Raw genomic sequence first — 13347 nt, 5'->3', positions numbered from 1 at the left:
TATCAGGGCAGTTCAGGTCCGTTCGGAGCCGCGCTGGCGGCGACATCGACGACGGCCATCTCGAGGCGGGTGTCGCCGTAGCGCCGGGCCTGCCACTGCTGCCAGCCGTCCGGCCAGCTCAGCCCTTGCCCGGACGCACCGCGCTCCACGACGACGACGCTGCCCGCGGTAATCCAGCCGTGCGCGGAAAGTGCGGCGAGCATGTCATTCACCTCGGCCTCGCCGGCGTCGTACGGCGGATCGGCGAAGACCAGGTCCACGGCGGCCTGGGCGCCGGTGGCCAGCACCGACGCAACGGTGCCGCGGCGAAGCGTCGCTCCCGTGACGCCGAGCGTCTTGATGTTCTGGCCGATCACGGCCGCGGCCCGCTGATCGGACTCGACGAACACCGCGGTGGCCGCGCCGCGCGAGAGCGCCTCCAGCCCGAGCGCTCCGGAGCCTGCGTACAGATCGAGGACGGCCATGCCATGCAGATCCATGCGGGCGGTCAGCACGTTGAACAGCGACTCGCGAACCCGGTCGGTGGTGGGCCGGGTGCCGCGCGGTGGCACCGCGATACGCCGCCCGCCGAGGTCGCCGGCGACGATGCGGGTCAGCTCACCACCACCAGCAGGTCACCACCCTCGACCTGCGCGGTCTGCGATACGGCGATCCGGTCGACAGTGCCCGCCTTGGGGGCGGTGATGGCGGCCTCCATCTTCATCGCCTCGATGGTGGCGATGGTCTGGCCCGCATCGACCTTGTCGCCGGAGGAGACGGCGACGGTGACGACGCCCGCGAACGGTGCGGCCACATGGTCGGGGTTGGACCGGTCGGCCTTCTCCGCGGCAGGCACCTCGCTGGCGATGCTGCGGTCGCGCACCAGCACCGGGCGCAGCTGACCGTTGAGGATGCACATCACGGTGCGCATACCGCGTTCGTCGGGTTCGGAGATGGCCTCGAGCCCGATCAGCAGCTCAACCCCCCGCTCGAGCGTCACCCGGTGCTCGTCGCCGCTGCGCAGTCCGTAGAAGAACTGGTTGGCCGACAGGCCAGAGGTGTCGCCGTAGAGATCGCGGTGTGCGTCGAACTCCTTTGTGGGACCGGGGAACAGCAGGCGGTTCAGTCCAGCCTGACGCTTGGCACCTGTCAGCGCGAGCGCCGCCTCGTCGTCGGGCGTGAGTTGCTCAGTCGGCTTCGCAGGCGGCCGCCCTGCGAGCGCCTTGGTGCGAAGGGGTTCCGGCCAGCCGCCTGGCGGATCGCCCAACTCGCCGCGCAGAAACTCGATGACCGAGTCCGGAATGTCGAACCGTGAAGGGTCGGCGGCGAACTCGTCGGCGGTGACACCGGCCCCGACCAACGACAGAGCGAGGTCACCGACGACCTTCGACGACGGCGTCACCTTCACCAATCGGCCGAGGATGCGGTCGGCCGCCGCGTAGTTCTCCTCGATCTGCTCGAACCGGTCCCCCAGCCCGAGCGCGATCGCCTGCTGCCGCAGGTTGCTCAGCTGACCGCCGGGGATCTCGTGGCGATACACCCGCCCCGTCGGGGCAGGAGGCCCGGATGCCGCAACATCGAAGGGCGCGTACACCTTTCGCAGCGCTTCCCAGTACGGCTCGAGCTCGCAGACCGCGGCCAGCGACAGGCCGGTGTCGTATTCGGTGTGCGCGGTGGCGGCGACGATCGAGCTCAGAGAGGGCTGGCTGGTCGTACCCGCCAGTGGTGCGGCGGCCCCGTCGACCGCACTGGCCCCCGCCTGCCACGCCGCGAGATAGGTGGCCAGCTGACCGCCGGGGGTGTCGTGGGTGTGCACATGCACCGGCAGGTCGAACCGGGAGCGCAGAGCCGACACCAACGCCGTCGCCGCCTGCGGCCGCAACAATCCGGCCATGTCCTTGATCGCCAGCACGTGCGCGCCGGCATCGACGATCTGCTCGGCCAGCTTCAGGTAGTAGTCCAGCGTGTAAAGATTTTCGCCGGGATCGGACAGATCACCGGTGTAGCTCATCGCGACTTCCGCGATGGACGTACCGGTTTCGCGTACGGCGTCGATGGCGGGCCGCATCGACTCGACGTTGTTCAGCGCGTCGAAGATCCGGTAGATGTCGATTCCGGTCGCCGTCGCCTCGTCGACGAACGCCTTCGTGACCAGCTCCGGGTACGGCGTGTAGCCCACGGTGTTGCGGCCGCGCAGCAGCATCTGCAGGCAGATGTTGGGCACGGCCTCCCGCAGGGCGGCCAACCGCTCCCACGGGTCCTCCTTCAGGAACCGAAGCGCCACATCGTAAGTCGCCCCGCCCCAGCACTCGATGGACACCAGCTGCGGCGTCATCCTGGCGATGTAGGGCGCCACCATCAGCAACCCGTTGGTGCGCACCCGCGTGGCCAGCAGCGACTGATGGGCATCACGGAACGTGGTGTCGGTGACACCGACGGCCTTCGAATCGCGCATCCACCGCGCGAATCCCTCCGGACCCAACTCGGTCAGCAGCTGCTTGCTGCCCCGCGCCGGCGCAGACCCCAGATCGATCTGCGGCAGCTTGTCGTGCGGATACACCGTCGAGGGACGGGGGCCGTGCGGCTGGTTGACCGTCACTTCGGCGAGGTAGTTGAGGATCTTGGTGCCGCGGTCGGCGGGTGTGCGCGCGGTCAGCAGATAGGGCCGCTGATCGATGAACGACGTGGTGACCCGTCCGGCGCGGAAGTCGGGGTCGTTGACGACGGCCATCAGGAAGGGGATGTTCGTCGACACGCCCCTGATCCGGAACTCGGCCAGCGCGCGGCGGGCGCGGGCGATCGCCGCGGAGAAATCGCGTCCGCGGCAGGTCAGCTTGACCAGCATCGAGTCGAAGTGCGCGGTGATCTCCGCGCCGAGGTTGGTGCCGCCGTCCAGCCGGATGCCCGCACCGCCCGGTGACCGGTAGCCGGTGATGCGACCGGTGTCGGGCCGGAAGCCGTTGGCCGGGTCCTCGGTGGTGATGCGGCACTGCAGGGCAGCCCCGCGCACCGTCAGCGTCTCCTGCGACAGCCCGAGCTGCTCGAGTGTCTCTCCGTCGGCGATGCGCATCTGAGAGGCGACGAGGTCGACGTCGGTGATCTCCTCGGTGACGGTGTGTTCCACCTGGATGCGGGGATTCATCTCGATGAACACGTGATGGCCGCGCTCGTCGAGCAGGAATTCGACAGTCCCCGCGTATGAGTAGTCGATCTGGCGGGCGAACGCGACGGCGTCTGAACAGATCCTGGCGCGGAGGTCCTCTGGCAGGTTCGGCGCGGGCGCAAGCTCGATGACCTTCTGATGACGGCGCTGAACGCTGCAGTCGCGTTCGAACAGGTGCATCACGTTGCCGTGCCTGTCGGCCAGGATCTGCACCTCGATGTGGCGGGGGTTGAGCACCGCCTGCTCGAGATAGACCACCGGGTCGCCGAACGCCGACTCCGCCTCGCGGCTGGCCGCCTCGATGGCCTCCGGAAGTGCGGCGGGGTCGGTCACCCGGCGCATGCCGCGCCCGCCGCCGCCGGACACCGCTTTGACGAACAGCGGGAACTCCATGCCCGACGCCGCTTCGACGAGCTCGTCGATTGACGACGACGGCGCCGACGACGTAAGCACCGGCAGGCCGGCGTCACGGGCGGCCGCGATCGCGCGTGCCTTGTTCCCCGTCAGCTCCAGCACATCGGCGCCGGGCCCGACGAACGTGATGCCGGCTTCGGCGCACGCCGCGGCCAGATCGGGGTTCTCGGAAAGAAAGCCGTAGCCGGGATAGACCGCGTCGCAGCCCGCCTGCTTGGCGACGCGGATGATCTCGTCGACCGACAGGTACGCGCGGACCGGATGGCCCGTCTCCCCGATCTGGTACGACTCGTCGGCCTTCAGTCGATGCTGGGAGTTGCGGTCCTCGTAGGGATACACCGCGACGGTGGTGATCCCCATCTCGTAGGCGGCGCGGAAGGCGCGGATCGCGATCTCACCGCGGTTGGCCACCAGAATCTTGGAAATCACCCAAGAACCCTAACGCCGACCCGATGTGGTTAGAGAAGGGTCGACCAGTAGTTCCAGAACCGCACCACGATCATCAGGATCAGCGCGGTGAACCACAGCGTGACCAGCGACCACCGCCACTGGTGGGCGAACCGCGCCACGCCGTTCTCCAGTTGCGGCGCAAGCGCGATCGACGCGACCACGACCAGCAGCGGGATGGTGACCGCCCACACCACCATGCAGTACGGGCACAGCGCACCGATGCGGTAGAGGCTCTGGAAGATCAGCCAGTGGATGAACGCGACGCCGAGCAGCGTGCCGACGGCCAGCCCGCCCCAGTACCACCGCGGCAGCGCGACCTTGGCGACGGCCAGCACCCCTGTCACCACGACGACGGTGAAGGTCACGATGCCGATGAGCGGGTTCGGGAAGCCGAAGGCCGACGCCTGCGGGGTGATCATCACCGAACCGCAGGACAGCACCGGGTTGATGCTGCACGACGGCACGTAGTCGGGGTTGATCAGGATCTCGATCTTCTCGATCGTCAGCGTCAGCGCGGCGGCCAACCCGACAGCGCCCGCGATCAGCACCCACACCGCACTGGCGGTGCGCACGGCGACACCCTGCTGCGCCTCGCCGGTGGCGGGCTCGGCCGGGCTGTCGGCGGTGACGGTCACGGCGCCATCGGCGGGACGGTCGGAGTCGGCGCGGCCGGCTTGCTCATCAGCCCGGGCACGTCACCGACGATCGACTTGACCTGATTCACCAAGTCGTCGGGTGTCGTGGTCTCCGTGACCGCGAAGTCCTGGCCGTTGATCTTGATCGTCGGAGTGGACTGGATCTGGGTCGCCTGCGCCAGACCCTGCACCATCGGTACGTATTTGCCCTTGTTGATGCAGTCCGGCACGCTGCCGCCCGCGCCGGCGAGACGCGCAGTCTTGATCAGGCTCTCGTTGTCGGGGAAGCTCGCCACCGTCTCACCCGGCTGCTGTGCGTAGAGCGCGGCGTGGAAGCGGCGGAACGCGTCCTTGTTCTCGTCGGCGACGCAGTAGGCGGCAGCGCCCGCTCGCGAGGAGTAGTTGTCGTTGCTCGGCTGGTCGAGGATGGCGACCATGTAGTAATCGGCGGCGATCGCTCCGCTGTCGATGAGCTGGCTGATCGTCGGACCGAACTTCTGCTCGAATACACCGCAGTGCGGGCACAGGAAGTCCTCGTAGAGCGACACCACGGCCTTGGGCTCGGTGGTGCCCTCCTTGGTGATGAGCTTGCTCGACGACACCGTAATGGCCTTGGCCTCGCCGGACGCGGGCTTCTTGTCGGCACCCATCACGATGTAGAGCACCAGCCCGACGCCAAGCAGCACCACGACCGCAGTCAAACCGATCTGAATCAGCAGGTTGCGCCTGCGGTCGGCGGCGTTGAGGTCGTAGCGGGCGTTCTTCTTGGGTTTCGTGGCCACGGGTCAAGGGTACCGGCGAGGTTCCTGCGGGTCGTCAGCTGCGGCTCAGATGGCCGCGGAGGGCGGAGATGACTTCCTCCGTCGCCGCCGCACTGCCACCGCCAAGGGTGGAGAAGTTGGGGAACGAATGGATCAGCGAGCCGAATTCACGCGCATCCACCGAGTTGCCGGCTGCGCGCAGTGCCTCGGCGTATTGGCGGCCCTCGTCGCGAAGCGGGTCGAAGCCCGCCGTGACCAGGATGGCGGGCGGCAAACCGGACAAGTCGTCGGTCAACAGCGGCGATACCCTTGGATCTGTCGGGTCGATGCCCGAATCATCGAGGTACTTGCCGCGGCAGAAATCCATGTCCCGGCGGCGAAGGAAGAGACCGTCGGCGAACAAGCCGCAGGACCGGGTCTGGCCGGCGAAGTTGGTGATCGGATACAGCAACAGCTGAAGGGCCGCCGGCGGCGCACCTTCGTTTCGGGCACGCTGGGCGACCACCGCGGCGAGGTTGCCGCCCGCGCTGTCCCCGCCGACTGCAACCCGGCTCGCGTCGGCGCCGAGTTCCGCGGCATGCTCACGGGCCCACAGGTACGCCGCGTACGCGTCGTCGACGGCTGCGGGCGCCTTGTGCTCGGGCGCCAGCCGGTAGTCGACGAACAACACGTGCACGCCACCGTTCTGGCAGATCACTTCACACAGGTTGCCGTGGGTTTCCAGACCGCCGACGACGAAACCGCCCCCGTGGTAGTAGACGAGCAGCGGTGCGTCACCGCCGTTGCGCGGACGGTAGTGGCGCGCTGCGATGGCCCCGGCAGGCCCCGGCAGCTGCAGATCGGACGATGTGACATCGACCTCGGTCCGGGGAAACTGCGACGCGGTCAAGTTCAGGCGGGTGCGCGCGGTCGCGACGTCGGTGCTGAGGATCAGGCCCTCCCTGCCGCTGAGCCGCTGCACGGCCAGCGCCAGCTGCAGCGTGGTGTCCAGGGTGTTCCCATCGATGGTCACCGAGCGCCGACCCAACAGCACTCGCTTGATCCGATCGGGTATGCGAACGATGGCACGCAACGTCGGCCCGCCGGTGGCCTTGAGTAGCCGGTCCCGAAGGTCGGGTTGCGCCGAGGCGGCACGCGCGCTGACGGAAGTCTCAGGTCGCGCTGGCAGACTTTCGGTCATGGCTTCTCCCTCCATAAAGCTGAACGACGGTAACTCGATCCCACAGGTCGGGCTCGGCGTATTCCAGACGCCGCCGGATGAAACCGAGCGGGCGGTGGCGACCGCGCTGGAGGCGGGCTACCGCCATGTCGACACCGCCGCCGTCTACGGCAACGAGGCCGAGACCGGCCGGGCGATCGCCAACTCCGGAGTTCCCCGCGACGACGTCTTCGTCACGACGAAGCTCTGGAATGCCGACCAGGGATACCAGAGCACACTGGCCGCATTCGACGCCAGTCTGGACCGGCTCGGCACCGACCGACTCGACCTGTACCTGATCCACTGGCCGACCCCCGCCAAGAACACCTTCGTCGACACCTTCAAGGCATTCGCCCACCTGCACGACCAGGGGCGGATCTCGTCGATCGGGGTGAGCAATTTCGAGCCGGAGCACTTGCAGATTCTGATCGACGCGACCGGCATCGTTCCCGCCGTCAACCAGGTGGAGTTGAATCCACGCCTGCAGCAGGAGGAGCTCCGGGAGACACACGCTGCGCTGGGCATCGCCACCGAGGCGTGGGCGCCACTGGGTCAGGGATCACTGCTGAGCGAGCCGACGGTGAGCGCGGTCGCGGACGCGCACGGAAAAACGCCTGCACAGGTACTGATTAGGTGGCATATCCAGCTCGGCAATATAGTCATCCCGAAGTCGGTGACCCCCGAGAGGATTGTGAGCAACTTCGACGTGTTCGAATTCGAGCTGACCGAACAGGACATGGCGTCCATCTCGTCGCTGGGCGACGGAACTCGGCTCGGTCCCGACCCACGGAACTTCAACTAACCTTCAACTCAGCAGGGATAGGTGACATGACCTCGGCGGCAGCCATTCCTTCCGTCACTCTGATCGACGAACGCACCATGCCGGTGATCGGCCTGGGAGTCGGCGAGCTGTCCGACAGCGAGACCGAGGAGGCGGTGTCCGCGGCGTTGGACGCGGGCTACCGGTCGATCGACACCGCCGCCGCCTACGGCAACGAGGCCGCGGTCGGACGTGCGGTCGCGTCTTCGGGCGTACCGCGCGAGGAATTGTTCATCACCACCAAACTCGCAACAGCAGCCCAGGGGTACCAGTCATCACAGGACGCCCTGGCGGCAAGCCTGGAGCGCCTCGGCCTCGATTACGTCGACCTGTATTTGATCCACTGGCCCGCCGGTGAGTCAGGCAAATACATCGACAGCTGGGGTGGACTGCTGTCACTCCAGGGTGGCGGCCTGACCCGGTCGATCGGCGTGGCCAACTTCCACGAAGAGCACCTGTCGAACGTCATCGACCTGTCGTTCGTCACCCCAGTCGTCAATCAGATCGAGCTGCACCCGCTGCTCAACCAGGCCGCGCTGCGTGCGGTCAACGCCGGCCGAGGGGTCGTTACGGAGGCCTACGGCCCGTTGGGCGTCGGCAGGCTGCTGGACAATCCGACGATCGTCTCGGTCGCCGAGGCGCACGGCAAGACACCGGCGCAGGTGCTGATCCGCTGGAGCATCCAGCTGGGCAACGTGGTGATTCCGCGCTCGTCGTCGCCGGAGCGGGTGCGGTCGAACCTCGACGTGTTCGATTTCGAGCTGACGGACGACGAGATGGCGACGATCAACGGGCTCGACGACGGCACCCGATTCCGCCCGGATCCCGAAACCTACACCGGCACCTGACCTCAGCTCGTCGGGCAGGTGGACGCGGCGTCGCGCAGCACCACCGCCGACGGCGCATCGACGGGCAGGCCGTAGCCGCGCAGCACCGCGATGAACCCAATGGCGTACTGACAGGCGAACGCGGCGTTGGCCGGCATCCACACCGCAGGCTCGGAATCACCCTTGTCCTGATTCGCCTGGCCCGCCACCGCAAGCAGATTGGCCGGATCGTTGGCGAAGCGCAGCCGCACATCGTCGGGCCAGTTGCGGGCGCCCAGGTCCCATGCCAACGCCAATGGCACGATGTGGTCGATCTGCACGGACGCGCCGACCTGGTTGCCGCGCACGAACGCGATCGCCTCGTTGGTATACGGATCGTGCAATGTTCCGGTGGCCACGGCGTTGGGACACCGCTTGATCGACACGTAGGTCTTGTCGACGAGATCGCGGTCGAGGATGTCGTTGCGGGTGTCGCACCCGTTGTGACCGCCGGGTGCGGAGTTGTCGTCTGTCCACGAGTCGCCGAAAGCCGCCCTGCGGTAGTCGAATCCGTGGATCCGCATCGGTATCTGCGCCACCCCGGCCAGCACATCCGCACCCGGTGCGACGGTGGGAACGTCGGCCTGCGCGACGAACAACGCCGCACGCCGGTCCGCGGACGCGACCGTCTGATAGGCCACCATGATGGCCAGCGTCACCGCAAGCGCCAGCCACGCCAGCCGCTTGCGGCTCATGCCTTGTCCAGGTATTCGACCCGCTCGGTATCGGTGAATTCGGCTGCCAGCAGTGCCATTCCGGGATCGCGAGGATTCTGCGCATAGTGCGCTTGGCAGAACTCGCGGGCCGCTTCGATGATGTCGCGGTGGTCGAAAAGCGACAGGAATCGCAGGGTGATGGGCCTACCGGATTGGCTGTACCCCAACACGTCTCCCTCGCGGCGCTCCTTGAGGTCGAGATCGGCGAGCTCGAAGCCGTCCAGCGTGTCCGCGACCGCCTTGAGTCGTTCGCCCGCCTTCGATTGTTCCGGCAGCTTGGTCGCCAGCAGACACAGGCTCGCGTGCTCGCCACGACCGATGCGACCCCGCAGCTGATGCAGCTGGCTGATGCCGAACCGGTCGGCATCCATCACGAACATGACCGTCGCATTGGGTACGTCAACACCGACCTCGATGACGGTAGTGCACACCAGCACATCGATCTCACCCGCACGGAACGCCGCCATCGCAGCGTCCTTCTCGTCGGCGGACAGCCGCCCGTGCATCAATCCGAGCCGCAGTCCCGACAGCGGTCCTTGCCGAAGACGCTCGAGCAACTCCACCACCGTGGTCGCAGGCGGCCCGTCCTCTTTCTCGTTGCTTTTCTTGTCGCTCTCGTCGATGCGCGATGCGACGACGTAGGCCTGACGACCCGCCCGGACCTCCTCGATGGTCCGCTGCCATGCCCGGTCGAGCCATTGCGGCTTCTCCTTGATGAAGATCGTGTTGGTGGCGATCGGTTGCCGGCCACGCGGCAGTTCACGCAACGTCGAGGTCTCCAGATCGCCGTAGACCGTGAGCGCCACGGTGCGCGGGATCGGGGTGGCGGTCATCACCAGCAGGTGCGGCGTCAGACCCTGCGGCGCCTTGGCGCGCAGTCGATCTCGCTGCTCGACGCCGAACCGGTGCTGCTCGTCCACCACCACCATGCCTAGGTTGTGAAAATCGACGGCATCTTGGAGCAGTGCGTGGGTGCCGATGACGATCCCTGCCTCGCCTGCGGCGACCTCGTCACGCACCTGCTTCTTCTGCTGCGCTGACATCGATCCGGTCAGCAGCGCAACCCGTGTCGCGCTGTCGGAGCCGCCGAGCTGGCCTGCCATCGCCAGCGGGCCGAGGACATCGCGCACCGAGCGCGCATGCTGGGCCGCAAGGACTTCCGTGGGAGCCAGCAGTGCACATTGATAGCCCGCGTCGATCATCTGCAGCATGGCCAGCACCGAGACGATGGTCTTCCCGGAGCCGACCTCGCCCTGCAGCATCCGGTTCATCGGACGGCTTCCCGCGAGGTCGGCCGACAGCGTTGCGAGCACCTCGTGCTGGCCGCGGGTCAGTTCGAACGGCAGCTGTTGCATCAACGCCGCGAGCAGCCCGTCGTCCGTCTTCGGTGCAGGCGGCCCCGATTCGCCCAATTCACTGTTTCGGCGCTCCACCAACGCCCATTGCAGCCCGAGCGCTTCGTCGTACGTCAGGCGGGCTCGGGCACGTTCGCGTTCGGCCGCCGTTTCGGCGAGATGGATCGCACGCAGTGCCTCGTCCTCTGGAATCAGATCGGCTTGGCGCAGCAGTGATTCGGGTAGCGGATCGGCGACGGGATCCAGCACGTCGAGCACCTGCCGCACGCAGGCGTAGATGTCCCAGCTCTGCACCTTGGAACTCGCGGCATAGATCGGGAAGAACTCACGCTCGAACACCGAAAGGAGCTCGTCGCCCGTCGCACCCGATGTGGTGGCGATCGTCTTGAGCGACTTCGTTCCGATCTCCTTGCCGGTCGGCGACTGCAACACGAGATAAGCCGGATGGCTGAGCGCCATGGTGCCCTTGAAGTACTTCACCTCGCCGGACAACATGATGCGGGTGCCTTCGGGCAGATTCTCGATCATCCACTTGGCGTTGAAGAACGTGGCGGTGACCTTGGGACGGTGCTCGCCGAGCGTGACACGCAACCACTTGGGGTAGCGCATCTTCTTTCTCTTCTTGTCCCAGACGGGTTTCATGTCACCGGATTTCGCTTCGGTGATGGTGTCCACGAACGTCACGTGTTCGCCCTCTTCGAGATCGAGCTCCTCCCCCTCGCCGCGGACGGTCATGCCCTCGTTGTACTTGCGCGGGTAGTGCCGCAGAAGGTCGTTCACGGTGCGGATACCGAAGTGCTCGTCGAGCTTCTTCGCGTTTGTCCTGCCGATGACGAAGTCGAGCCGGTCAGACAGTGCGACCACGGCTACTCGACCCCGATCAACAACGCGTCGCCCCGATGACCGGTGTGGTAGGTCACCAGTTCGGTGCCCAGATGTTCGTGGTGCACGTGGTCCTTGAGTGCTTCGCCGACAGCGGGATCCACGCCGACGCCGCTCAGTACGGTGACCAGCTCACCGCCCGCGACGAGAAGCAGGTCGATGAGCCCCGCGCCTGCGGCGGTGATGTCCTCGGCGACGATCAGCACCTCGTCGCCCGCGATGCCGAGCCCGTCGCCGGGCCGGCAGGTGCCCGCCCACGTCAGCGCCTCCTCGGTGGCGAGCCGAACCGAACCGTGCCGCGCGCCCGCGGCGGCGCGCGCCATCGTGTAACCGTCGTCGACGGCCTGCCGGTCGGCGTCGTGCACGGCAAGCGCGGCCAGGCCCTGCACCATCGAACCCGCGGGCACCGGAACGACGTCGATGCCCCAGCCGATCGCCGCCGTGCAGCCCGCGACCAACTCCTCGGCGGCGACGAAACCATTGGGCAACACCATGATCTGGGCGGCACCCGCGTCGACGAGGCCGCGCAGCAGCTCTTTGGCGGTCACTGCGGACGTGGGGTTCGCATCGGGATCGGGACACAGGATGTGGGCGCCTTCGCCGGCGAAGAGCTCGGCCGCGCCGTCGCCGTCGACGACCGCGAGCACCGCACGCTCACGCGCCCAGCCGCCCGGCGCGCGCGCTCCGGAGCCACCGCTGAGCGCCGTGATCTGAATGCGGCTGGGTGTGCCGAACGCCAGCGCGGCCTCGATGGCGCCGCCCGCGTCATCGGAGTGCACGTGCACCGAATAGCGACCGCCGCCGTCAGCCGCGGACGCGGCGATGGCGACCGAATCGCCGAGTTCGTCGAGCCGCTGACGAAGGTGTTCGACACCGTCGGGCCTGCATCCGCTCAGCAGGTACATCACCTCGAAACGCGGAGCGGGTGCCGCGACGGTGGTCTCGACTTGCGGAGGGGCCGGCACATACTCCTGTCGGACCGGTGCATGACCGGAAACGGTCTTCGACAGCGCATCGAGCAACACCAGCAGACCACGACCGCCCGCGTCGACGACTCCGGCGTCGGTCAACACGTCCAGTTGCTCGGTGGTCCGCTCGAGTGCGATCGCCGCCGCATCGGCCGCCGCCGTCACCACCTCGCCGAGGGGGGCGTCACCGGCGACGACGTCTTCGGCCGCTTCCGCGGCGGCCTTCAGCACCGAGACGATGGTTCCCGGCACCGATTTGCCCATCGAGGCCACGACCAGGCCGACGGCGTGCCGAAGCGATGCGGCGAGCAGGCGGCCGTCGACGTCGGCCAGTACATCGCCCAGCTCGTGGGCGGCTTCGGCGGCGACGTCGGCGAAGCCGCGCAGAATCTGCGAAAGGATCACTCCGGAGTTGCCCCTGGCGCCGTGCAGGGCGCCGGTGGCCAGGGCCGCGGCGACCGCCGCCACGTCGCCGCCGGCCGTCGAGGAATCCGCCTGCGCCCAGGCCGCCCGCATGGTGAACAGCATGTTCGTCCCGGTGTCGGCGTCGGCAACGGGGAAGACGTTCAGCCGGTTGATCTCGTCGGTGTGGGCGATCAGGTCGCCGACCGAGGTGTGCGCCCAGTCGCGCAGGGCTGACGCGTCCAGCCGCCGACCAGACCCGGCCATCGATCACCCACCTTCCACCGACGACAATGGAACCCCCGGTGGGCGCCAGCCTATCCATTGCGCCGGACATCGCCGGTCACATTCACCCGCCTGGTCGGCGCCCGGTGGACGGCGTTTTGGCGTTCTCTTTGTGGGCCGGTATCCTGGTCAGGTTGTCGGGTCACCCGCGGTTGCGGTCGCTGGCCCCCAGTACTGATTCAAGGAGTTCCGATATGGCTGCCGTCTGCGATATCTGCGGGAAGGGCCCCGGCTTCGGTAAGTCGGTCTCTCACTCCCATCGCCGGACCAGCCGTCGGTGGGACCCCAACATCCAGCGCGTGCGCGCCGTTAGCCGTCCCGGCGGCAACAAGAAGCGCATCAACGTCTGCACGTCCTGCCTCAAGGCAGGCAAGGTCACCCGCGGCTAACTCCCGCCCAAACTCACGTTTCGGCGATTTTGTGCGAGTAGAACGCGCCAATATGTCGATCTCG

At 67.4% G+C, this 13347-nt stretch carries 11 protein-coding genes; 3 read left to right on the top strand and 8 right to left on the bottom strand.

Annotation, left to right across the window (positions count from 1 at the left end; translation table 11 throughout):
- Window positions 1-2: 2 nt before the first annotated feature.
- From rsmD to QOC76_RS17070, 5 genes are read right to left on the bottom strand one after another with little or no spacing between them, the layout of a single operon-like run.
- Window positions 3-596, bottom strand: a complete 594-nt coding sequence (rsmD, locus tag QOC76_RS17090) for a 16S rRNA (guanine(966)-N(2))-methyltransferase RsmD (protein WP_526358492.1) — start codon at window positions 594-596, stop codon at window positions 3-5.
- Window positions 593-3985: a pyruvate carboxylase gene (locus tag QOC76_RS17085; RefSeq protein WP_526358408.1), complete on the bottom strand. Its 3393-nt coding sequence runs from the start codon at window positions 3983-3985 to the stop codon at window positions 593-595. Before QOC76_RS17085 ends, rsmD begins: the two co-directional genes overlap by 4 nt.
- Window positions 3986-4014: 29 nt before the next feature.
- A complete protein-coding gene (locus QOC76_RS17080; RefSeq protein ID WP_526358406.1) occupies window positions 4015-4641 on the bottom strand; it encodes a vitamin K epoxide reductase family protein in 627 nt (208 codons plus the stop codon).
- Window positions 4638-5423 carry a DsbA family protein gene (locus QOC76_RS17075; RefSeq protein WP_526358404.1) on the bottom strand — a complete coding sequence of 262 codons (786 nt, stop codon included), beginning with the start codon at window positions 5421-5423 and terminating at the stop codon, window positions 4638-4640. Before QOC76_RS17075 ends, QOC76_RS17080 begins: the two co-directional genes overlap by 4 nt.
- Before the next feature lie 34 nt (window positions 5424-5457).
- Window positions 5458-6582 (bottom strand): alpha/beta hydrolase, encoded by a 1125-nt coding sequence (locus QOC76_RS17070; RefSeq protein WP_526358402.1) that lies wholly within the window; start codon window positions 6580-6582, stop codon window positions 5458-5460.
- On the opposite strand from QOC76_RS17070, the gene QOC76_RS17065 reads away from it, so the two are divergent.
- On the top strand, window positions 6581-7402 hold the full coding sequence (locus QOC76_RS17065) for an aldo/keto reductase (protein ID WP_526358400.1): 822 nt from the start codon (window positions 6581-6583) through the stop codon (window positions 7400-7402). The genes QOC76_RS17070 and QOC76_RS17065 overlap by 2 nt on opposite strands.
- A gap of 26 nt (window positions 7403-7428) precedes the next feature.
- On the top strand, window positions 7429-8268 hold the full coding sequence (locus QOC76_RS17060; RefSeq protein WP_526358398.1) for an aldo/keto reductase: 840 nt from the start codon (window positions 7429-7431) through the stop codon (window positions 8266-8268).
- Between the two features lie 2 nt (window positions 8269-8270).
- Here the strand turns inward: QOC76_RS17060 and QOC76_RS17055 are convergent, their stop codons facing one another.
- Genes QOC76_RS17055 through fakA form a run of 3 tightly spaced genes read right to left on the bottom strand, consistent with a single transcriptional unit; the run spans window position 8271 to window position 12876 of the window.
- Complete coding sequence (locus QOC76_RS17055) at window positions 8271-8981, bottom strand: GmrSD restriction endonuclease domain-containing protein (protein WP_526358396.1); 711 nt, start codon at window positions 8979-8981, stop codon at window positions 8271-8273.
- Window positions 8978-11221 (bottom strand): ATP-dependent DNA helicase RecG, encoded by a 2244-nt coding sequence (gene recG, locus QOC76_RS17050; RefSeq protein WP_526358394.1) that lies wholly within the window; start codon window positions 11219-11221, stop codon window positions 8978-8980. Before recG ends, QOC76_RS17055 begins: the two co-directional genes overlap by 4 nt.
- Before the next feature lie 2 nt (window positions 11222-11223).
- Window positions 11224-12876 (bottom strand): fatty acid kinase ATP-binding subunit FakA, encoded by a 1653-nt coding sequence (gene fakA, locus QOC76_RS17045; protein WP_526358392.1) that lies wholly within the window; start codon window positions 12874-12876, stop codon window positions 11224-11226.
- 212 nt (window positions 12877-13088) lie between these two features.
- Between fakA and rpmB the strand changes: the two genes are divergently transcribed.
- Window positions 13089-13283: a 50S ribosomal protein L28 gene (rpmB, locus tag QOC76_RS17040; RefSeq protein ID WP_526358390.1), complete on the top strand. Its 195-nt coding sequence runs from the start codon at window positions 13089-13091 to the stop codon at window positions 13281-13283.
- The last annotated feature ends 64 nt before the right edge of the window (window positions 13284-13347 follow it).

This window comes from Mycobacterium sp. (assembly GCF_032159565.1).
GTDB lineage: Bacteria > Actinomycetota > Actinomycetes > Mycobacteriales > Mycobacteriaceae > Mycobacterium.
The sequence above is the reverse complement of the archived record's forward strand: the minus strand, read 5'-3'. Positions and strand labels throughout refer to the sequence as shown.